General features: G+C 56.7%; 19 protein-coding genes and 2 pseudogenes. 13 read left to right on the top strand and 8 right to left on the bottom strand.

Going from position 1 to position 19,178, the window contains the following annotated elements; translation table 11 throughout:
• Positions 1-113: 113 nt before the first annotated feature.
• Positions 114-767, top strand: coding sequence for a protein-serine/threonine phosphatase (pphA, locus tag HMPREF3142_RS17900; protein WP_008804273.1), 654 nt, complete (start codon positions 114-116; stop codon positions 765-767).
• Here pphA and HMPREF3142_RS17895 read toward each other — a convergent pair.
• The 5 genes from HMPREF3142_RS17895 to yebS form a co-directional block, all read right to left on the bottom strand.
• Positions 764-955, bottom strand: a complete 192-nt coding sequence (locus tag HMPREF3142_RS17895; protein WP_002911395.1) for a YdfD/YebW family protein — start codon at positions 953-955, stop codon at positions 764-766. The two genes, pphA and HMPREF3142_RS17895, sit on opposite strands and share 4 nt — an antisense overlap.
• Before the next feature lie 97 nt (positions 956-1,052).
• Positions 1,053-1,292, bottom strand: coding sequence for a YebV family protein (locus tag HMPREF3142_RS17890; RefSeq protein ID WP_002911393.1), 240 nt, complete (start codon positions 1,290-1,292; stop codon positions 1,053-1,055).
• A gap of 115 nt (positions 1,293-1,407) precedes the next feature.
• On the bottom strand, positions 1,408-2,841 hold the full coding sequence (gene rsmF / locus HMPREF3142_RS17885; RefSeq protein WP_008804274.1) for a 16S rRNA (cytosine(1407)-C(5))-methyltransferase RsmF: 1,434 nt from the start codon (positions 2,839-2,841) through the stop codon (positions 1,408-1,410).
• A gap of 129 nt (positions 2,842-2,970) precedes the next feature.
• Positions 2,971-5,604 carry a PqiB family protein gene (locus HMPREF3142_RS17880; RefSeq protein WP_070612267.1) on the bottom strand — a complete coding sequence of 878 codons (2,634 nt, stop codon included), beginning with the start codon at positions 5,602-5,604 and terminating at the stop codon, positions 2,971-2,973.
• A complete protein-coding gene (yebS, locus tag HMPREF3142_RS17875; protein WP_008804276.1) occupies positions 5,573-6,856 on the bottom strand; it encodes a membrane integrity lipid transport subunit YebS in 1,284 nt (427 codons plus the stop codon). The genes HMPREF3142_RS17880 and yebS overlap by 32 nt, the downstream gene beginning before the upstream one ends.
• A gap of 132 nt (positions 6,857-6,988) precedes the next feature.
• Here yebS and HMPREF3142_RS17870 point away from each other — a divergent pair.
• From HMPREF3142_RS17870 to htpX, 4 genes and pseudogenes are all read left to right on the top strand, one after another.
• A pseudogene (locus HMPREF3142_RS17870) lies at positions 6,989-7,502 on the top strand (GAF domain-containing protein).
• A gap of 81 nt (positions 7,503-7,583) precedes the next feature.
• The gene (gene proQ / locus HMPREF3142_RS17865) at positions 7,584-8,261 is read left to right on the top strand and encodes an RNA chaperone ProQ (RefSeq protein ID WP_008804278.1); all 678 of its coding nucleotides are present in this window, start codon (positions 7,584-7,586) and stop codon (positions 8,259-8,261) included.
• Positions 8,262-8,280: 19 nt separating this feature from the next.
• Positions 8,281-10,329, top strand: a complete 2,049-nt coding sequence (prc, locus tag HMPREF3142_RS17860) for a carboxy terminal-processing peptidase (RefSeq protein ID WP_008804279.1) — start codon at positions 8,281-8,283, stop codon at positions 10,327-10,329.
• Positions 10,330-10,564: 235 nt separating this feature from the next.
• Positions 10,565-11,449: a protease HtpX gene (gene htpX, locus HMPREF3142_RS17855; RefSeq protein WP_008804280.1), complete on the top strand. Its 885-nt coding sequence runs from the start codon at positions 10,565-10,567 to the stop codon at positions 11,447-11,449.
• Between the two features lie 69 nt (positions 11,450-11,518).
• Here the strand turns inward: htpX and HMPREF3142_RS17850 are convergent, their stop codons facing one another.
• Complete coding sequence (locus HMPREF3142_RS17850; RefSeq protein ID WP_012967757.1) at positions 11,519-12,889, bottom strand: MFS transporter; 1,371 nt, start codon at positions 12,887-12,889, stop codon at positions 11,519-11,521.
• Positions 12,890-13,066: 177 nt separating this feature from the next.
• Here HMPREF3142_RS17850 and kdgR point away from each other — a divergent pair, with 177 nt between their 5' ends.
• On the top strand, positions 13,067-13,858 hold the full coding sequence (gene kdgR / locus HMPREF3142_RS17845; protein ID WP_008804282.1) for a DNA-binding transcriptional regulator KdgR: 792 nt from the start codon (positions 13,067-13,069) through the stop codon (positions 13,856-13,858).
• Between the two features lie 58 nt (positions 13,859-13,916).
• Here kdgR and HMPREF3142_RS17840 read toward each other — a convergent pair whose 3' ends face one another.
• Complete coding sequence (locus HMPREF3142_RS17840) at positions 13,917-14,156, bottom strand: YobH family protein (protein WP_070612265.1); 240 nt, start codon at positions 14,154-14,156, stop codon at positions 13,917-13,919.
• 159 nt (positions 14,157-14,315) lie between these two features.
• On the opposite strand from HMPREF3142_RS17840, the gene mgrB reads away from it, so the two are divergent.
• The 7 genes and pseudogenes from mgrB (at position 14,316) to rlmA (ending at position 18,573) form a co-directional block, all read left to right on the top strand.
• Positions 14,316-14,459: a PhoP/PhoQ regulatory lipoprotein MgrB gene (gene mgrB / locus HMPREF3142_RS17835; RefSeq protein WP_002911375.1), complete on the top strand. Its 144-nt coding sequence runs from the start codon at positions 14,316-14,318 to the stop codon at positions 14,457-14,459.
• A gap of 74 nt (positions 14,460-14,533) precedes the next feature.
• A complete protein-coding gene (locus HMPREF3142_RS17830; RefSeq protein ID WP_002911374.1) occupies positions 14,534-14,824 on the top strand; it encodes a YebO family protein in 291 nt (96 codons plus the stop codon).
• Between the two features lie 284 nt (positions 14,825-15,108).
• Positions 15,109-15,318 (top strand): hypothetical protein, encoded by a 210-nt coding sequence (locus HMPREF3142_RS29505; RefSeq protein ID WP_153242727.1) that lies wholly within the window; start codon positions 15,109-15,111, stop codon positions 15,316-15,318.
• A gap of 97 nt (positions 15,319-15,415) precedes the next feature.
• Positions 15,416-15,487: pseudogene (locus tag HMPREF3142_RS28195) on the top strand (DUF2627 domain-containing protein); the annotation flags it as partial.
• A gap of 85 nt (positions 15,488-15,572) precedes the next feature.
• Positions 15,573-15,782 (top strand): transcription antiterminator/RNA stability regulator CspE, encoded by a 210-nt coding sequence (cspE, locus tag HMPREF3142_RS17825; protein ID WP_001062678.1) that lies wholly within the window; start codon positions 15,573-15,575, stop codon positions 15,780-15,782.
• Positions 15,783-15,969: 187 nt separating this feature from the next.
• Positions 15,970-17,718: a peptidoglycan glycosyltransferase FtsI gene (gene ftsI / locus HMPREF3142_RS17820; RefSeq protein WP_008804285.1), complete on the top strand. Its 1,749-nt coding sequence runs from the start codon at positions 15,970-15,972 to the stop codon at positions 17,716-17,718.
• Positions 17,719-17,778: 60 nt separating this feature from the next.
• Positions 17,779-18,573, top strand: a complete 795-nt coding sequence (gene rlmA / locus HMPREF3142_RS17815) for a 23S rRNA (guanine(745)-N(1))-methyltransferase (protein WP_016161382.1) — start codon at positions 17,779-17,781, stop codon at positions 18,571-18,573.
• 3 nt (positions 18,574-18,576) lie between these two features.
• On the opposite strand, the gene mntP is transcribed toward rlmA, so the two are convergent.
• Positions 18,577-19,143, bottom strand: coding sequence for a manganese efflux pump MntP (gene mntP / locus HMPREF3142_RS17810; protein WP_008804287.1), 567 nt, complete (start codon positions 19,141-19,143; stop codon positions 18,577-18,579).
• Between the last annotated feature and the right edge of the window lie 35 nt (positions 19,144-19,178).

Genomic DNA, 19,178 nt, shown 5'->3' with positions numbered 1-19,178 from the left:
CTTAATCCTCTGGCCGACTATATTTCCCGTTTGTTTAAAATCGATTGAGGTGTAAATAAAAATCACGGGGGATTCGGCGCAATTACCTATAATTACAGCAGAGAGGTAATTATATGTATCAACGTATTAATGGTAGCGACTGGCGTAATATCTGGCTGATGGGCGATCTGCATGGTTGCTTTGCGCTACTGATGGGCCGCCTGCGTCAGCTGCGCTTTGATCCCTGGGCCGATCTGCTCATTTCCGTGGGCGATCTGATCGATCGCGGACCGCAGAGCGCTGACTGCCTCGGCCTGCTGCGCTGCCGCTGGTTCAGGGCCGTTCGGGGGAATCATGAACAGATGGCGCTGGAGGCGCTGGAGAGCGGGGATATGGCACTCTGGCAGATGAATGGCGGCGACTGGTATGGCCGGGGCACCGCGCAGCAGCGGGCCGAAGCCGACCGGCTGTTAGCGCGTTGTCAGCGGCTACCGTTGATTATTGAAGTTGGGTGTGCAGATGCCCGGCATGTGATCGCCCATGCCGATTATCCGGCGCCAGTCTATCGCTGGCAGCAGCCGGTGGATCCCCAGCGGGTGTTATGGAGCCGTCATCGCCTGAGCGAACATCTGGCGGGACGTCATGGCGCCATCGCCGGAGCAGACCATTTCTGGTTTGGCCATACGCCGCTTCGCACGCCTTATGAACGCGATAATCAACACTATATTGATACGGGCGCCGTGTTTGGCGGAACGCTGACGCTGGTGGCGCTACAATCGGCAGGTTAAAAATCGCTGTATTCGCTGGCGGGTTGCCAGAAGCCATCAATAAAATCTTCTATCGGATAGCAGCCGCCGTGGCGGATCCGCTGATCCTCCATCGCCACTAAGCACTGCGTTTCCTCGCGGTAGACGTCAACCACAATGTCCTCGCAGCCGCCATCCAGATAGCAAATAAACAACACCAAGGCAAACATCCTGGCCTCATGCTCGGGTTCACATACTCTTTAGTGTAGGGGATGACGGCGGGACGGGGAAATAAATAACCCGTCTCAGGCGACGGGTTCATTTGAGTCAGGCAAGGCGCATGACCCAGGCATCAGACTGGCGGTCGTAATGTTTACGGTAGAGCACGGAATGTTCGCCATTGAGAATAGCGGGCACGCTGGTATCGGCATCCCAGGCGTCAAGCTGCATACATAAATCTGGATCGGATTTGCAGGGAATACTTAACGTTCGCTCTCCCTGATGTTCACCGTGCAGTTCGGCATCGTCTATCTCAAACGCGCCGATGCGGACATTGGTTTTACTCATCGCTTCACCCCATTTTTCAGCTGAGTTGTGGTACGACCAGTTGAGGCCGTCATTTTTCAGCGTAGTCAATGGGGTGAAAACCGCCAGTCAAAAAGTGCGCATTTTTTGCGCGGCGTCACACCTTGCCGGCAAAAAGTTTCCCATCGCGTACCAGTTCGCGCGGGTAGCTATTCTTCAGACGGGAGCCAACGCGCTTGGCCAGACCCAGCGGGACACCCTGGAAGGTCACGATGGCCTCATCCTGCTGCGGCGCGGTCTGCGGATAGACGTCGCGTCCGCGATACCATTCCTCCGCTTCCTCCTGGGTCAGCTCGAAGGCGCGCTGCGGCGCGGCAAAGGCGATAACCGCCTCATGCTGCCAGCGGTACCCCTTATTGTGCACCTCTGCCAGGCGTACGCCGATGCGTGAAAAACGCACCTGACCAAACAGGGGCTCCATAGCCTGCGGGAACAGCCACAGCTCTTTATCCCGCTGCCACAGCGTATGACCTGCGTCCCACACCAGGCCAACAGCGCTGGCGGCGGCAGTTACCGCGGCGGCCTCCCGGCTCTTCAGCGGCGTAAACGGGAATTTGCCGACCTTATAGCCTGGCGCCGGGAGCGGATCGATCGCCGCGGTCTTGCGCAGGCGAGCGACAAAGAAGCCTTCGCAATCGTAGATCTGCGGGAACACGTGCAAAAATCCTTCTGCGGTTAAGGCATCGGCCGCGCCGGAAAACAGATCTCCCAGCGGCAGGATCTCCACCGCCTGCGGATAACGGGACAGCAGCCACTGAACAACCGACTGGTTTTCCTCGCGATTCAGGGTACAGGTCGAATACACCAACGTCCCGCCAGGACGCAGGGCATGGAAGGCGCTGTCGATAAGTTCGCGCTGGGTGGCGGCAATGTCGAGGTTGCTCTCCGGCGACCAGTTTTTCAGTGCGTCAGCATCTTTACGCACCACGCCTTCGCCCGAACAGGGGGCATCAAGCAGGATGGCATCGAAAGCTTCGGGTAGCGCCGCGCCGAAAACCCGGCCGTCGAAGTGAGTCAGGGCGACGTTACTGATGCCGCAGCGGCTAATGTTGGCATGCAGCACCTTCACCCGGCTGGCGGAGAACTCATTGGCCAGAATGCCGCCCGCGTTACCCATTCGGGCGGCAATCTGGGTGGTCTTCGACCCCGGCGCGGCGGCAACATCCATCACCCGTTCAGGCTGCGGGTTATCGGCGAACAGAGCGGCGACCGGCAGCATCGAGCTTGCCTCCTGAATATAGAACAGCCCGCTGAGATGTTCGGCGGTGCTGCCCAGCGGCAGGGCATCGTCGCCGTCCCGCTCGATCCAGAATCCCTCTTCACACCAGGGGACCGGCGTCAGCTGCCAGCCATACGGGGCGACCAGAGACAGAAAATCGGCCACACTGATTTTCAGCGTGTTGACGCGAATACTGCGGCGTAGCGGGCGCTGGCAGGCGGCGATAAAGTCGTCGAAAGAGAGATGCGCGGGCATTGCCGCACGCATTTGAGCGAGAAACGCTTCAGGGAAATAGACAGTATTTTCAGCCACAGGCAGCGCACCACAGAAAAAAAGGGTGCGCAGTTTAGCACAAACGCCCCGGTGCAGGACACCGGGGCGTGCGGTGAGTCATCTTCCCGCCCCCGGCGTTGGCCGGTGCGGGAGAAGGCGTTGTGAGGGTTACTGCGGCAGGGCGGTGCCCCATTCCCGCCACTCTTTCGGCTCGCTCTCCTGCAGCAGGAAGTGCTTGCCATCCTGGGCCTTCGGCGCCAGCGGTGTCCCCGGTGGCGTGGCAAAGGCGATCCCGCCGCGGATAAACTGGTTGAAGGTCCCGGTTTTCACCACGCCGCCAATCAGGCCGAAGTCGAGGCTGTAACCTGAGGCCAGCCAGAACACCGAGTTATTGCGTACCAGATACTGGTAGCGCTTGCTGATACGCAGTTTCACCATCACCCGATCGGACATTGACCCCAGCGACAGGCCAGTGACCGTCCCCACCTCAAGGCCGCGGAACAGGACCGGCGTACCGATGCCAAGCGACCCCGCCTCCGGCGCTTCCACCACGATGTTCAGGCCGTCGATATAACGTGAGTCGCTGATCGTCGTATCCTGGATCTCAAAGTCGCGGCGCGCCGGCCCGCGTCCCGGCTCAACGTTAATATAGGACTGGAACAGGGTGTCGAGATGCTCGACGCCCGCGGCGGAGATTTGCGGGGTGATCACCGAGAAGCGGGTCCCGGCCCGGGCGAAGGTACCGACGTATTCCGGGTAGAGCACCGCTTTCGCCTGCACTTCGTTTTTGGCGGTGATCAGCTCCAGGGACTGGATCTGACCGATATCGATGCCGAGATAACGAATCGGCATCCCGGCCGCCATCTTCCCGGCGTCAAACGCGTGCAGGGTGATCTGGCCGCCCACGGCGCGCGCCGCCGTTTCCGAAGCGTAAAGGATACGTTTGTTATTCAGCCGCGCGTTGGCGCTGCTGCCATTGAGGTTATCGAAACTGATCGCCCCTTTAATGGCGCGCGCCAGCGGCGAGGCCTGAACGGTGAGTCCGTTGCCGTCAAGTTTGACCTTCGCCCCCCCTTCGGCCCAGAAGACGCTGTTGTTGCTCAGCAGGTAGCGGTACTCCGGCTTGATATGCAAATCGATATCGAAAGCGTCTTTGCGCGGTTTGACGGCGATGATCTCGCCGACGGCGAATTTACGATACAGCACCACCGAGCCGGCCTGAACGTCAGGCAGGGTCTCGGCTGAGAGGCTTAAGGTCGTGGTCGGCACTTCGCTCAGGCTGTTTTCCTGGGCCTTTTCGAGGTTGGCGTACAGCGGGTAGCTGCTCTGCATTTCGCCTTTTTCTCCCGGAATGACCCGGATCCCGCCATTAACCCATTCGCTGGCGCTGGCCCCCAGCACCTGCACGCCATCGAGTCCCACTTTGACGTCCAGACGGCTGTTAACCACAAACTTACTGTCACCGCGAATGAGATCGCGGTATTCGGGGGCAATCGCGACCTGGAAGGTCACCCCTTTGGCCGTCAGTTTGCGCTCCAGCACCTGGCCGACTTTTACTCCGTGCAGCACCAGCGGTTGGCCGCCGTCAATCCCGTAGCTTTCCGGCGCCGAGAGCGTGACGGTGGCGACGTTGGGCTCCTCCAGCAGCGCTTTATCTGCTGGCATGACGGAGAAGTGGTTGCGCGGCTCGCCTTCACCGGGTACCAGTTCAAAGGTATTGCCGGTGAGCAGGGCGCTGACGCTGGGGTTATCGAGGGAAATCTTCGGCTTCTTCATCTGAATCAGCGTTTTCTCACGCAGCAGCGTCACCACGCTCGGGTCGACGGTCATCTCGCCGGTCACTTTGCCGCCGGGGTTAAGATTCAGCTTACTTAACTGACCCACTTCCAGCCCCTGATACATCAGCGGCGTCGAGCCTGCTTTCAGCCCATCGCCGTCGGGCAGGTCGAGGGTGACCAGCACACCGCGCTGGCTATGCGCCAGATCTTCGTACAGATGATAGTCATCGTTTTGCGCCGCAACCTTCGAATCGGCAGGTGAATCGAAGGCGATAGCGCCGTTCACCAGCGCAGAAAGGTTCTCCAGCTGCACTTTTGCCCCACTCAGGCCGACGTCGGCTTTGATCCCGGAGACGTTCCAGAATCGGCTGCCTTTTTTCACCAGGTTGGTAAACCGGCGCTCGATCAGGACATCGATGGTGACCCCCTGATTATTGGCATTCAGGGTGAAATCATACACGCGCCCGACCGGGATCTTGCGGAAATAGACCAGCGAGCCGCTGTTCAGGGAGCCAAGGTCCGGCGCCTGCAGGTGGATCATCAGCTCGCCGTTGTTGATGCGGTATTTCGGCTGAGTGTCGAGGGCCACGAAGTGATCTTCGGGCTCACCTTTGCCAGGCATCATGCCAATGTAGTTCCCGCCCACCAGCGCATCCAGCCCGGAGACCCCCGCCAGAGAGGCTTTTGGGGTGACCAGCCAGAACTGGGTCTCTTTGCGCAGCGCATCTTTCATATCGCGTTTGATGCTGGCGGAAACCTCAATCTTACTCAGATCTTTACTGAGGCTAATATCCTGGACGGTGCCGACCTCGACCCCCTGATAACGGATAGGCGTCCGCCCCGGCACAATGCCGTTAGCGGACTGGAAATCGATGGTAATCGTCGATCCGCGGTCGTCAAAGCTGGTCCAGATGAGCCAGGCGGCAATCAGCAGCGCGATAACCGGCAACAGCCAGAATGGCGAAATACGGCGTTTAGTTTTTATTCTGGCTTCAGTCTGCGAAGCGGGCGATTCCTGACTCATGTGCGTCCCAAAGTAAGCGGCTGTCCAGCCATTCAACTGCAAGAATAGTTAAAATTACCGCACCGCCGAAGTAAACCGCCGCCGGCCCCATGGTGAAAGCGAGGAGCTGATCGCGATTGATTAGCGACATGGTGAGTGAAATAACAAACAGATCCAACATCGACCAGCGGCCAATCCAGGTTATCAGCCGCAGCAGCAGGATGCGGGTGCGCAAGCCTTGCTCGCACTTGAATTGTATGCTGACCAATAGGGTAAATAACACTATAACTTTGGTGAATGGCACCAAAATACTGGCGATAAATACCACTCCGGCGATGGCGATATTGCTGCTGGCAAGGGAGATGATCCCGGAAAGGATCGTATCGTCCTGGCGCGCACCGTTAACATAGATGATCGAGATCGGCAGCAGGTTGGCTGGTAAGAGAAATATCAGCGAGGCAATCAGCGCCGCCCAGCTGCGCTGCAGGCTCTGTGGCCGGCGATGATGCAGCGGGGAGTGGCAGCGTCGGCAGCGGCCACGCGCGTCGCGGTAGCCGGTGTAGTGGCAGCCGGTGCACACCTGTAAATTGTTATCGGCGCGGGTCGCTGGCCGTTCAGGATAGAAACGCTCCCACAGCTCTTCGACGTTCATGTGAATAAGCGTCAGGATGCTCAGCAGCGTCAGCGAGATAAACGCCACCAGGCCGATGCCGGGCTGCAGAAAGGCGTAATCCTGCACCTTGATGGAGGCGACGCCAATACCCACCAGATAGATATCCAGCATCACCCACTCTTTGAGCTTGCCGAGCATCAGCAGCACCGGGCGCAGGTTCATCCCCAGCACGTTGCCCAGCCAGAGATAGCTAATCGAGACCACCAGCAGCACCGGGGCGACCACCGCGCAAAACAGCACCATGGCGGCGGTAAGCGGGTCACCCTGCGCGGTCATCTGCCAGATCCCTTGCAGGACGTTGGCGTCGATGCGCACGCCCAGCAGGTGCAGGCGCAGCAGAGGCTCCGACCAGGCAAAAGGCATGAGCAGCAGCATCGCAACGGCCATGCTGCCCAAACGCGTCAGCGACCAGTCGCGCCCATCGCGCACCTTGGCGTTGCAGCGTGGACACCAGGCGCTTTGGTTGCGTTTAAGCACCGGTAAGCGAAAGAGCATGTCACACTGCGTACAGCGCTGATAATGCGCATAGGGAAGCGGTGTGCTGACGGCATGCACGACCAACTTCTTCGCAGGTTTAATCGTTGGTGTTTTTATCGGCATTTATTACGTACAGGAATGAATGTATCCCACTATCTTAACCTATGAATGAATTCATCTTGAGCCTAAGCGCATTTAATGCTTATTTTAGTAGGCTGTACGTATCAGGCAGTAAGACAACCAAGTGAAGATATAATGAGCAAAACAGAATTTTACGCGGCTCTGAACCGCGATTTCCAGGCATTAATGGCAGGTGAAACCAGTTTTCTGGCGATGATCGCCAATACCAGCGCGCTGCTGTTCGAGCGGCTGAGCGAGGTCAACTGGGCCGGTTTCTATCTTCTGGAAGGCGATACCCTGGTACTGGGGCCGTTCCAGGGCAAACTGGCCTGTGTGCGCATTCCGGTTGGTCGCGGTGTCTGCGGCGCCGCGGTGGCGCAAGCCCAGGTCCAGCGCGTAGAGGACGTGCATGCGTTTGATGGTCACATTGCCTGCGATGCGGCCAGTAATTCAGAAATTGTCTTTCCCCTGCGCGTGAACGACCAGATTATCGGCGTGCTGGATATCGACAGCACGGCGTACGGCCGCTTCACAGCTGAAGATGAGCAGGGGTTGCGCACGCTGGTCGAGCAACTGGAAAAACTTATCGCGGCCACTGATTATCAAAAAATCTTTACCCGTGTCGTGGGATAATCAACGGATAACGTAGCATTTAGCGAGGACGTCATTATAATGTCGCCTGTTCATGCCTGCGGCTTGTTGGCTACGTCCGTTGTAATCAGGAAATTTCATGGAAAATCAACCTAAGTTGAATAGCAGTAAAGAAGTTATCGCCTTTCTGGCCGAACGTTTCCCGCAGTGCTTTAGCGCTGAAGGCGAAGCGCGCCCCCTGAAAATTGGTATTTTTCAGGATCTCGTTGAGCGAGTGGGTGGTGAGATGAATCTCAGCAAAACCCAGCTTCGCGCTGCATTACGTCTCTACACGTCCAGCTGGCGTTATCTGTACGGCGTGAAAGCCGGCGCTATCCGCGTTGACCTGGACGGCAACCCGTGCGGCGAACTGGAAGAACAGCACATTGCCCATGCGCGCCAGCAGCTGGAAGAAGCGAAAGCTCGCGTTCAGACGCAGCGCGCTGCCCAGCAGGCGAAAAAACGCGAAGCCGCCGCCGCCGCAGGTCAGCAGGATGAAGGGGTTCGCCGCGAGCGTAAACCACGTCCTCAGCAGCCGCGTCGTAAAGAAGGCGCTGAACAGCGTAAACCGCGTCCTGTTGCGGCCAAAGCCCCGCGTGAAGAGCGTCATACTCCGGTTTCGGATGTTTCCGTTCTGACCGTCGGCCAGGCGCTGAAGGTAAAAGCAGGCAATAACGCAATGGACGCCACCGTTCTGGAAATCACCAAAGATGGCGTTCGTGTACAGCTGACTTCTGGTATGTCAATGATTGTACGCGCAGAACACCTGGTGTTCTGAAACGGAGGCCGGGCCAGGCATGAACACATTTTTTAAAATCACCGCGCTTGCGGGCCTGCTGGCAATAGCAGGCCATGCTTTCGCTGTTGATGAAATAACCCGTGCAGATCAAATACCCGTGCTGAAAGAAGAGCCGCAGCACGCGACGGTGAGCGAGCGCGTGACGTCGCGCTTTACCCGTTCTCACTACCGTCAGTTTGATCTCGACAACGCCTTCTCGGCAAAGATTTTTGACCGTTATCTGAACCTGCTGGACTACAGCCACAATGTGCTGCTGGCCAGCGATGTGGCGAAGTTCGCGGCCAAAAAAGACCAAATCGGCGACGAACTGCGCACCGGGAAACTGGACGTATTCTACGACCTTTACAACCTGGCGCAGCAGCGTCGCTTTGAGCGCTATCAGTATGCGCTCAAAGTGCTGGAACGTCCGATGGACTTTACCGGCAACGATAATTTTAACCTTGATCGCTCCAAAGCGCCGTGGCCAAAAGATGAGGCCGAGCTGAACACGCTGTGGGACGCCAAGGTGAAGTTTGACCAGTTAAGCCTGAAGCTGGCGGGTAAAGACGATAAAGAGATCCGCGACACCTTAACGCGTCGCTATAAGTTCGCGATCCGTCGTCTGGCGCAAACCAACAGCGAAGATGTCTTCTCGCTGGCGATGACCGCCTTCGCTCGCGAAATCGACCCGCACACCAACTACCTGTCTCCACGTAATACCGAGCAGTTCAACACTGAGATGAGCCTCTCTCTTGAGGGGATTGGCGCTGTCCTGCAAATGGATGATGACTACACCGTCATCAATTCGCTGGTGGCGGGCGGCCCGGCCGCGAAGAGCAAAGCGATCAGCGTCGGCGACCGTATCGTTGGCGTTGGCCAGACCGGGAAGCCGATGGTTGATGTCATCGGCTGGCGTCTGGATGACGTGGTCGCGCTGATTAAAGGACCGAAGGGCAGCAAAGTGCGCCTTGAGATCCTGCCGGCAGGCAAAGGGGCCAAGACGCGTATCGTGACCCTGACCCGCGAGCGGATCCGTCTGGAAGACCGTGCGGTGAAGATGTCGGTGAAAACCGTTGGTAAAGAAAAAGTCGGCGTGCTGGATATTCCGGGCTTTTACGTTGGTCTCACCGATGATGTGAAGGTGCAACTGCAGAAGCTGGAAAAACAGAACGTCAGCAGCATCGTCATTGATCTGCGCAGCAACGGCGGCGGGGCGCTGACCGAGGCGGTATCGCTCTCGGGTCTGTTTATTCCGTCCGGCCCGGTAGTGCAGGTCCGTGATAACAATGGCAAGGTCCGCGAAGACAGCGACAACGATGGCGTGGTCTATTACAAAGGGCCGCTGGTGGTGCTGGTTGACCGCTTTAGCGCCTCGGCGTCTGAAATCTTCGCCGCGGCGATGCAGGATTATGGCCGCGCGCTGATCGTTGGCGAGCCGACCTTCGGTAAAGGGACGGTACAGCAGTATCGCTCGTTGAATCGTATCTACGATCAGATGCTGCGTCCGGACTGGCCGGCGTTAGGTTCCGTCCAGTACACCATCCAGAAGTTCTACCGTATTAACGGCGGCAGTACGCAGCGTAAAGGCGTGACGCCGGATATCATGATGCCAACCGGTAATGAAGATCGTGAGACCGGCGAGCAGTATGAAGACAACGCGCTGCCGTGGGATAGCATCAACGCAGCCACCTACGTGAAGTCCGGGGATCTGACCCCGTTTGGACCGGAACTGCTCAAGCGCCATGATGAGCGTATCGCGCAGGATCCAGAGTTCCAGTACATCATGAAGGATATTGCCCGTTATAACGCGATGAAGGACAAGCGTAACATCGTCTCTCTGAACTACGCCCAGCGTGAGAAAGAGAACGAAGAGGATGATGCGATTCGTCTGGCGCGGATTAACGATCGCCTGAAACGCGAAGGCAAACCGCTGCTGAAAAAACTGGATGACCTGCCGAAGGATTACCAGGAGCCGGATCCGTATCTTGATGAAACGGTCCATATCGCGGTAGACCTGGCGCATCTTGAAAAAGCGCGCCCGGCGGTGGAACCGCCAGCCAGTAAATAAATAACAAACGGGCACCTCAGAGGGTGCCCGTTTTATTTTGTGCTTTTGTCATCACCTTTCAGCTCAACTAACAAAATGTCAACCTGCCCGGCCGCTGTCAGCAAGATGCTACAAAATGTAAAGTTGTGTTTTTATCGTGACTTAGCGGGGGTTGATGGTTGAAAATTGCAGCCTGACCCATACGATGTGGGTAATCGCATAGTGCGTTTTGTTAAATTGAGGTAAAAAGAAAATTATGATGCGAATCGCGCTTTTCCTGCTGACGAACCTGGCAGTAATGGTCGTGTTCGGGCTGGTGTTAAGCCTCACGGGGATCCAATCCAGCAGCATGACCGGTCTGTTGATTATGGCCCTGCTGTTCGGCTTCGGTGGTTCTATCGTTTCGCTGATGATGTCGAAATGGATGGCCCTGAAGTCTGTGGGTGGGGAAGTGATCGAGCAGCCGCGCAACGAAACGGAACGCTGGCTGATGCACACCGTCGCCCAACAGGCGCAGCAGGCGGGCATTGCCATGCCGCAGGTGGCTATCTATCACGCGCCTGATATTAACGCTTTTGCTACCGGCGCGCGTCGCGACGCCTCGCTGGTCGCCGTCAGCACCGGGCTGCTACAAAACATGAGCCGTGATGAAGCGGAAGCGGTCATTGCCCATGAAATCAGCCACATCGCTAATGGCGATATGGTGACCATGACGCTGATTCAGGGGGTGGTGAACACCTTCGTTATCTTTATCTCGCGCGTGATTGCCCAGATTGCGGCCGGTTTCCTCGGCGGCAACCGGGAAGATGAAGGGGAGAGCAGCAATGGTAACCCGCTGATCTACTTCGCTGTCGCCACGGTGCTGGAGCTGGTGTTCGGTATTCTGGCCAGCATTATTACCATGTGGTTCTCTCGTCATCGCGAGTTCCACGCTGACGCCGGCTCGGCGCGACTGGTGGGCCGCGAGAAGATGATTGCTGCCCTGCAGCGTCTGAAAACCAGCTATGAGCCACAGGAAGCCAGCAGCATGATGGCGTTCTGCATCAATGGTAAAGCGAAATCCATGAGCGAGCTGTTTATGACTCACCCGCCGCTGGATAAACGTATTGAAGCCCTGCGTAGCGGTGAGTATCTGAAGTAATCCGTCGGTTCGACGCTAAAAATAAAAATCCGCAGCCCGAAAGCTGCGGATTTTTTTTGCCGCCGTTTATCAGGCCGCGCGCGGCTGGGTGACGCGCAGACCGCTAATCAGTGCGGCAACGGTCGCCAGAATGCCGGCCAGCAGCAGGGCGGTATGGGTGCCGCTGTTGCCGAGCAGGTTGAACAGCAGGGCGACCAGCGCCGCGCCAGTGCTCTGACCGAGCAGGCGAGCGGTACCCAGCATCCCGCTGGCGCCACCGCTACGATGGCTCGGAGCCGAGGCGACAATAGTGTGGTTATTCGGCGACTGAAACAGCCCGAAACCGGCGCCGCACAGCGCCATACGCCAGATAATATCCAGATCGGAAGGCGACGCGGGCAGCAGCGCCAGGCCGAACAGGCCGCAGGCCATAACCAGCAGCCCAATGGCCCCCAGCAGTCCCGCATGGCATTTCTCAATCAAATAACCGGCCAGCGGCGCCATCACCATGGTCGCCAGCGGCCACGGCGTCAGCAGCAGGCCGGTCTCCACTTCGCTGCGCCCCATCATCGTCTGCAGGAAGAAGGGCAGGGAGACCATCGCCAGCATCTGCGCACAGAAGGAGCAGATGGAGGTGCAGATAGAGAGTGAGAAGAGCGGGATGCGCAGCAGGTCGACCGGCAGCAGGGGGACGGGCATGCTGAGCTGGCGGCGAACGAAGAAAAAGCCCACCACCAGCATGGCGGCCACTTCCGCCAGCACCAGCTGAACAGACTGTCCCTGGGCGAACCCGCTGAGCGCAGTGATCAGCAGCCCGAAGGTGAGGGCGTTCATGATGGCGCTCGGCAGATCGAAGCGGATGATTTTGCTGCGCGCGCTGTTGGGTGGCAGAAAGCGCATGGCCAGAACAAAAGCGACGATCCCGAGGGGAACGTTAATTAAAAACAGCCATTGCCATGAGGCAAGGGAGAGGATCGCCGCGGCGATCGTCGGGCCTGCTGCCGAAGAGACGGCGACGACAAAGGAGTTGATGCCCATGCCGCGGCCGAGAAAGCGCTGCGGATAAATCAGGCGGATCAACGCGGTGTTCACGCTCATCAGCGCGGCGCCGCCCAGCCCCTGGGCGACGCGGGCGAAGGTCAGCATGTCGAGACTGCGCGACAGGGCGCAGGCCAGCGAGGTAAAGATAAACACCACCAGGCCTATCTTATAGATGCGGCGATAGCCGACCATATCGCCGAGGAAAGAGAGCGGTAGCAGGGCGATGACAATGGCGATTTGGTAGGCGTTAACGATCCAGATTGAGGCCGCCGGCGAGGCGTTAAGATCGCTGGCGATGGTCGGGAGCGCGACGTTGGCGATAGCCCCGTCGAGCACGGCCATGGTCAGCCCCAGCACGATGGTCAGAATGGCGCCATAGCGTTGCGGCAGCGGCACGCCATCGGAAGAATTTTTATCCATGGTGAATATAAGTCTTAAATGAAACGGTTTTTTGAATGATGAGTTTAGCATTGATTATTCCGCAGTATGTCGCAGATTTGTAACGAAGTGGCAGAAGAATGATTGCGGCGCAGAGGCGGCGAATTTATAATAAAAACCGGTTCTAAATTTTATAAAACAGTTACGGCGAGGTGATAAATGGCAGGTGCAGATTTGGATAAACAGCCAGATTCTGTCTCTTCGGTATTGAAGGTTTTTGGCATCTTACAGGCGCTGGGTGAAGAGCGTGAAATTGGCATTACCGAACTGTCCCAGCGCGTCATGATGTCGAAAAGCACCGTTTATCGCTTTTTACAGACCATGAAATCACTGGGCTATGTGGCGCAGGAAGGCGAGTCAGAGAAATACTCCCTCACGCTCAAGCTGTTCGAGCTGGGCGCTCGTGCGCTGCAGAACGTCGACCTGGTACGCAGCGCCGATATTCAGATGCGCGAACTCTCCCGGCTGACGAAAGAGACTATTCACCTCGGGGCGCTGGATGAAGACAGCATCGTCTACATCCACAAGATTGACTCGATGTACAATCTGCGGATGTACTCGCGTATCGGCCGTCGCAATCCGCTGTACAGTACCGCGATTGGTAAGGTACTGCTGGCGTGGCGCGATCGCAGCGAAGTGGAGCAGATCCTCGAGGGCGTGGAGTATAAACGCAGCACCGAGCGGACCATCACCAGCACGGAAGCGCTGCTGAAGGTGCTGGATGGCGTACGCGAGCAGGGATATGGCGAAGATAACGAAGAGCAGGAAGAGGGACTACGCTGCATCGGGGTACCGGTGTTCGATCGTTTCGGCGTGGTTATCGCCGGACTGAGCATCTCTTTCCCGACGCTACGTTTCTCAGAAGAACGTTTGCATGAGTATGTGGCGATGCTGCATCAGGCGGCGCGCAAGATTTCTGAGCAAATGGGATACAACGACTACCCGTTCTGACGCGGTAGCTGAAACATCCGGCGAGCGCGGTGCTATTGTCGCGCTCGCCGGAGTGATTTTAACCGTTATCAACCACGGTTGCGCTTTTGCGCAGAATGGGACAGTTACTGACGCCGATCACACCGCTGTTGGAATGCACATAAAGTGCGGTACTGACCCCGCGGGCGGTGAGATACTGACACTTAAGACACAGACCACCGACGTTTTCTTCACTGTGGAATAATACGCCATAGCCGCTTAATAATACGCCAATCCATAAGATAGCCACGACGACAATAGTACGAATGATTAATCGCATTGATGCCTCATTATTTGTATGATCCTTGCCGTGATTTTGACACGAACACGTTTTGAAACAAGTCGATGATTCCTAAACTTGCCGTTCGTATTACAGTTAGCCGCGGTTTAAGAAGGCCGTGTTATCCTGGTGAGATAAAGTACTAATGCGGAGAGTGGAGTGAAAAAATTACGGTGGGTTTTACTGATAGTCATCATAGCAGGCTGCCTGTTGCTGTGGACTCAGATGCTTAACGTAATGTGCGACCAGGATGTTCAGTTTTTCAGCGGCATTTGCACTATCAATAAATTCATCCCGTGGTAAGACATTTTTCTGACGACTGATTTCCTTCTGCGGTGTGGGTGGTAGAATGAACGCCTTCTCTTTGAGGTGGTGAAATGAGTGAGTTACTAAATCCTGGGATCTTAAATCTGGCTTCGCTGGCTGTATCCGTCGCGTTGCTGCTTGTCGGTCTGTTGTTATGGTTCTTCGTCAACCGCGCCAGTTCGCGGGCGAACGAGCAGATAGAACTGCTGCAAGCGCTGCTGGATCAGCAAAAGCGGCAGAATGCGCTGTTACGTCGCCTTTGCGAAGCTAATGCGCCGGAAAAAGAGGACGTGGCCGAGCCGACCGTCGCAGGCAAGGCGAAAGGAGAGGATGAGTTTATCCGCCTGGTGGCAGAGCGCTAAGTACCTCCACAGGTGTGCATCATAAGATGCGCACCTGCATGATAACTGGCAGTAATAGCTTATTCTTATTCCATTATTCCTTTCCCCGTGCATTATTCCCTTTTTTACACGCTGTAAATAAAGTCATTCCCGCCGCGTTTATTGCCCTGGAATGTGACACTGTCATCATTTTTTCATTATTAAGGTGCAGAATTAGCTCTATTTTTAGCGTGACGACTAACAGGTTTTATTATCACTACACTGGTACGGCTTTAGCGATTTTTCGTCTGCTGTTATGAGTAATTATGCGCATCAATATTCATCGCCTTCAGCGAAGCGCCGTCAGCATGGCGGTTCGTATACGTACATACCTGGACGAAGCGAAGTTGTTGAGCTATGGTAAAAAAGTTGCAGTAATGAGGCAGCAACCAGGTGATATTAGCGAATGCTATAACGCCTTGCCAGGAGCGGCAAAGACGCATAAATGTGCAGGCGATCAAATGATTACCTTATAATTTGTGCGAACGATCGTGACACGTTTAAAAATGGCTTGCCATTATTTACGTAGTATGTGATAACACGTTTCGGGTTAAACGAGGTACAGTTCTGTTTATGTGTGGCATTTTCAGTAAAGAAGTCCTGAGTAAACACGTTGTCGTTGAATACCGCTTCTCTGCCGAACCTTAAATTAGTGCCTCATGCAGTTATGTGTCAGTTTTATCTATGTAAACGCCAGCAGGCGAAGAAAACAGTCTAAGGAATTTTGCAAATGGCAAAGATTAAAGGTCAAGTTAAGTGGTTCAACGAGTCTAAAGGTTTTGGTTTCATTACTCCGGCTGATGGCAGCAAAGACGTGTTCGTACACTTCTCCGCTATCCAGGGTAACGGCTTCAAAACTCTGGCTGAAGGCCAGAACGTTGAGTTCGAAATTCAGGACGGCCAGAAAGGTCCGGCTGCAGTTAACGTAACTGCTATCTGATACAAGACCACTCTTCTTGTATAAAAGCCTCGCCTGCGCGGGGCTTTTGCGTTTTTATTGCAAAGCATGTCATTTTACCCCCTTCCGTCGCGTCTTGTTGCAAATAGTCAACTTTATTAGCATTGTGTAGCAGTCTGTTTTGCTAATTTTCTGTTAAATCAGATGGTTGCAAAATGATGCCGGAGCTATGGTGCTAAAGAAAAAAATGAAGTCCGCCGCCAGCTTTACCCCGATTCGCTTCGGGTTACTCTGTGTGGCCATTCTTGGTTGTCTGGGACTGCTGTTGGCCCGCGTGGGCTGGCTGCAAATTGTCTCTCCCGATAACCTGGTAAAACAAGAAGACATGCGTTCTCTGCGCGAAGAGCCTGTGGCGGTGGAGCGCGGCATGATTAGCGACCGCGAAGGACGACCGCTGGCGGTGAGCGTACCGGTCAGCGCTATCTGGATCGACCCGCAGACCACCATGGAGAAGGGTGGGGTTGGTTATGGTCCTCGCTGGCAGGCAATGGCCGAAGCACTGCATCTCAACCTCGGGGAGCTGGCCCAACGGGTACAAAGTCATCCTCACGCCCGTTTTCTCTATCTGGCGCGTCAGATCAATCCGGAGCAGGCGGAGTGGATTGATAAACTGCATCTCCCGGGCGTCTATCTGCGCGATGAATCGCGACGTTTCTATCCGGCTGGTCATGTGGCTGCCAATCTGCTGGGCTTTACCAACGTCGATAATCAGGGCATCGAAGGGGTGGAGAAAAGCTTTAATGCCCAGCTGACCGGCAAACCCGGACGACGCCTGGTGCGCAAAGATAAACATGGCAATGTTATTGAAAATATTACCGAAGTGCCGCCAGTCCCGGCGCATAATTTGCAGCTGAGTATTGATGAACGTCTGCAGACGGTGACCGAAGATGCGCTGGATAATGCCGTTCGCTGGAATAAGGCGGAATCCGGGGCGGCGGTATTGATCAAAATTGATACCGGTGAGATTCTGGCGATGGCCAGCTACCCGGACTTCAATCCGAACAATCGCGACAGCGCGACGCTGGATGATTTCCGCAACCGCGCCATCAGCGACACCTTCGAACCCGGGTCGACCGTCAAACCGCTGGTGATCATGACCGCGCTCCAGCAGGGGATTGTCCAGCCGGATAGCGTGGTGGACACCCATCCGTTTGTCCTCGACGGCCACCGCATCCGCGATGTGGGCTATTATCCGGAGCTGAGTCTGACCGGGATCCTGCAAAAATCCAGTGATACCGGCGTGTCGCATCTCTCGCTCGCTATGCCGGTGCAGCATCTGCTTGATACCTATCAGGCATTTGGGTTCGGCGAGCCGACCGGATTGGGATTGACCGGGGAAAGCGCCGGGCTGATGCCGCATCGTCGCTACTGGGGGCAGCTGGATCGCGCTACCTTCGCTTTCGGCTATGGGTTAATGGTGACGCCGCTCCAGCTGGCGCACGTCTACGCGACTATCGGCGGTTTCGGTATTGAACGACCGTTGTCGATAACCCGCATCGATCCGCCGGTGATAGGTACGCGGGTGATGCCGGAGAACATCGTGCACAGCGTAGAGCATATGATGGAGAGCGTGGCGCTCCCGGGGGGAGGCGGTACCAAAGCGGCAGTGCGCGACTACCGGGTGGCGGTAAAAACCGGGACGGCGAAGAAAATCGGTCCGGACGGCAAATATATCGATAAATATGTGGCCTACACCGCCGGCGTGGCGCCCGCCAGTCGTCCACAGTTTGCGCTGGTGGTGGTGATGAACGATCCGAGTAATGGCTCCTATTACGGCGGGGCGGTGTCCGCGCCGGTCTTCAGCCAGATCATGGGGGATGTCCTGCGGCTGGAGAACGTCATGCCGGACGGCATGCCGCAAGGGGCGGAGAATCTGATCGTGATGCACGACAGCCATCCGCTGGCGCCGGCGCTGTAACAGTGGTCTGCAGGGGCGAATAGCGCTACACTTTCGCCCTTTAGCAACACCGGAGCCGTCATGTCATACAGTTGCCCCCTTTGCCACGCGCCGTTAAGCCGCGGCGACAACTACTATTCCTGCCCGCAGCGGCACCAGTTCGATCTGGCGAAAGAGGGGTACGTCAATCTGCTACCGGTGCAGTTCAAGCGGTCGCGCGATCCCGGCGATAGCGCTGAGATGATGCAGGCCCGGCGGGCGTTTCTGGATGCGGGTCATTATCAGCCGCTACGGGAGGCGATCGCCGAACGGCTGCGGCACTACGCCCCTGCGGATTTACTGGATATCGGCTGTGGCGAAGGGTATTACACCCACGCGTTTGCCACCATCGCCAGCCATAGCTGGGGGCTGGACGTGTCGAAGCCAGCGATCCGCGCGGCGGCAAAACGCTACCCGCAGGTCAGTTTTTGCGTCGCCTCCAGCCAGCGTCTGCCGTTCTCTGATAACAGCTTCGATGCGGTAGTGCGCATTTACGCCCCCTGCAACGCCGAAGAGCTGGCGCGGGTGGTGCGGCCTGGCGGATGGGTGATCACCGCCACGCCGGGACCCCGCCATCTGCTGGAGCTAAAAGGGCTGATTTACGATGAGGTACGCCTGCATGAGCTGAAGACGGAAGCGATGCCGGGATTCCGCCTGGACGCTCAGCAGCAGCTGGCCTATCCGATGACCCTGACGGGAAGTGAAGCGCAGGCGCTGCTGCAGATGACGCCGTTCGCGTGGCGGGCTAAGCCTGAGGTGCACGCCGCGCTGCGTCAGCAGGCGACGTTTGGCTGCCAGACCGACTTCATGATCCATTGCTGGCAGCGCGAGGCGTAAGGCTTAACCGGCGAAATGGCTCCAGAGGATTTCGCTGCCGATGCCAATCAGCACAATACCGCCGAGGATTTCGGCCCGTTTGCCCAACAGCGGGCCAATAAAGCGACCGACCATGATCCCCAGCGTCGACATAAGAAACGTCGCGCAGCCGATCGCCAGTGCGGTGGTCACAATGCTGACCTGCAGGAAGGCCAGACCCACACCAACGGCCATCGCGTCAAGGCTGGTGGCGAAGGCGGTGGTGACCAGCAGCCAGAAACCATGACGGCGAGGCGCGTCGCACGCCTCGTCGCTGTCGCCGCGAACACCTTCCACGATCATTCGCCCGCCGAGAAACACCAGCAGAATAAAGGCAATCCAGTGGTTCCACTCGAGGACAAACTGGCTGGCCAACATGCCGAGTCCCCAGCCGACCAGCGGGGTCAGGGTTTCAATCACGCCAAAAATCAGCCCGGTGCGGACGGCTTCTGAGAATTTAGGTTTGTGCAGGGTGGCACCCTTGCCGATAGAGGCTGCAAAGGCGTCCATAGACATGCCGAAGGCGAGAAGAATGGTAGCGGATAAATTCATGTGCGTGTCCTGACCGGGGATAATCCATATGACAC

The organism is Klebsiella sp. HMSC16C06, from assembly GCF_001808325.1.
Taxonomy (GTDB): Bacteria; Pseudomonadota; Gammaproteobacteria; order Enterobacterales; family Enterobacteriaceae; genus Klebsiella; species Klebsiella variicola.
This window is presented reverse-complemented; position numbering and strand designations above follow the sequence as displayed.

Excerpts from the sequence above, each read along its gene's own strand:
- HMPREF3142_RS17840 (WP_070612265.1), bottom strand. The coding sequence starts at position 14,156 with ATGCGATTAATCATTCGTACTATTGTCGTCGTGGCTATCTTATGGATT.
- mntP (WP_008804287.1), bottom strand. The coding sequence starts at position 19,143 with ATGAATTTATCCGCTACCATTCTTCTCGCCTTCGGCATGTCTATGGAC.
- kdgR (WP_008804282.1), top strand. The coding sequence starts at position 13,067 with ATGGCAGGTGCAGATTTGGATAAACAGCCAGATTCTGTCTCTTCGGTA.
- HMPREF3142_RS17890 (WP_002911393.1), bottom strand. The coding sequence starts at position 1,292 with ATGAGTAAAACCAATGTCCGCATCGGCGCGTTTGAGATAGACGATGCC.
- rlmA (WP_016161382.1), top strand. The coding sequence starts at position 17,779 with ATGTCATACAGTTGCCCCCTTTGCCACGCGCCGTTAAGCCGCGGCGAC.
- HMPREF3142_RS17830 (WP_002911374.1), top strand. The coding sequence starts at position 14,534 with ATGAGTGAGTTACTAAATCCTGGGATCTTAAATCTGGCTTCGCTGGCT.
- prc (WP_008804279.1), top strand. The coding sequence starts at position 8,281 with ATGAACACATTTTTTAAAATCACCGCGCTTGCGGGCCTGCTGGCAATA.
- HMPREF3142_RS17880 (WP_070612267.1), bottom strand. The coding sequence starts at position 5,604 with ATGAGTCAGGAATCGCCCGCTTCGCAGACTGAAGCCAGAATAAAAACT.
- HMPREF3142_RS29505 (WP_153242727.1), top strand. The coding sequence starts at position 15,109 with ATGCGCATCAATATTCATCGCCTTCAGCGAAGCGCCGTCAGCATGGCG.
- yebS (WP_008804276.1), bottom strand. The coding sequence starts at position 6,856 with ATGCCGATAAAAACACCAACGATTAAACCTGCGAAGAAGTTGGTCGTG.
- ftsI (WP_008804285.1), top strand. The coding sequence starts at position 15,970 with ATGGTGCTAAAGAAAAAAATGAAGTCCGCCGCCAGCTTTACCCCGATT.
- htpX (WP_008804280.1), top strand. The coding sequence starts at position 10,565 with ATGATGCGAATCGCGCTTTTCCTGCTGACGAACCTGGCAGTAATGGTC.
- proQ (WP_008804278.1), top strand. The coding sequence starts at position 7,584 with ATGGAAAATCAACCTAAGTTGAATAGCAGTAAAGAAGTTATCGCCTTT.
- pphA (WP_008804273.1), top strand. The coding sequence starts at position 114 with ATGTATCAACGTATTAATGGTAGCGACTGGCGTAATATCTGGCTGATG.
- HMPREF3142_RS17850 (WP_012967757.1), bottom strand. The coding sequence starts at position 12,889 with ATGGATAAAAATTCTTCCGATGGCGTGCCGCTGCCGCAACGCTATGGC.
- cspE (WP_001062678.1), top strand. The coding sequence starts at position 15,573 with ATGGCAAAGATTAAAGGTCAAGTTAAGTGGTTCAACGAGTCTAAAGGT.
- HMPREF3142_RS17895 (WP_002911395.1), bottom strand. The coding sequence starts at position 955 with ATGTTTGCCTTGGTGTTGTTTATTTGCTATCTGGATGGCGGCTGCGAG.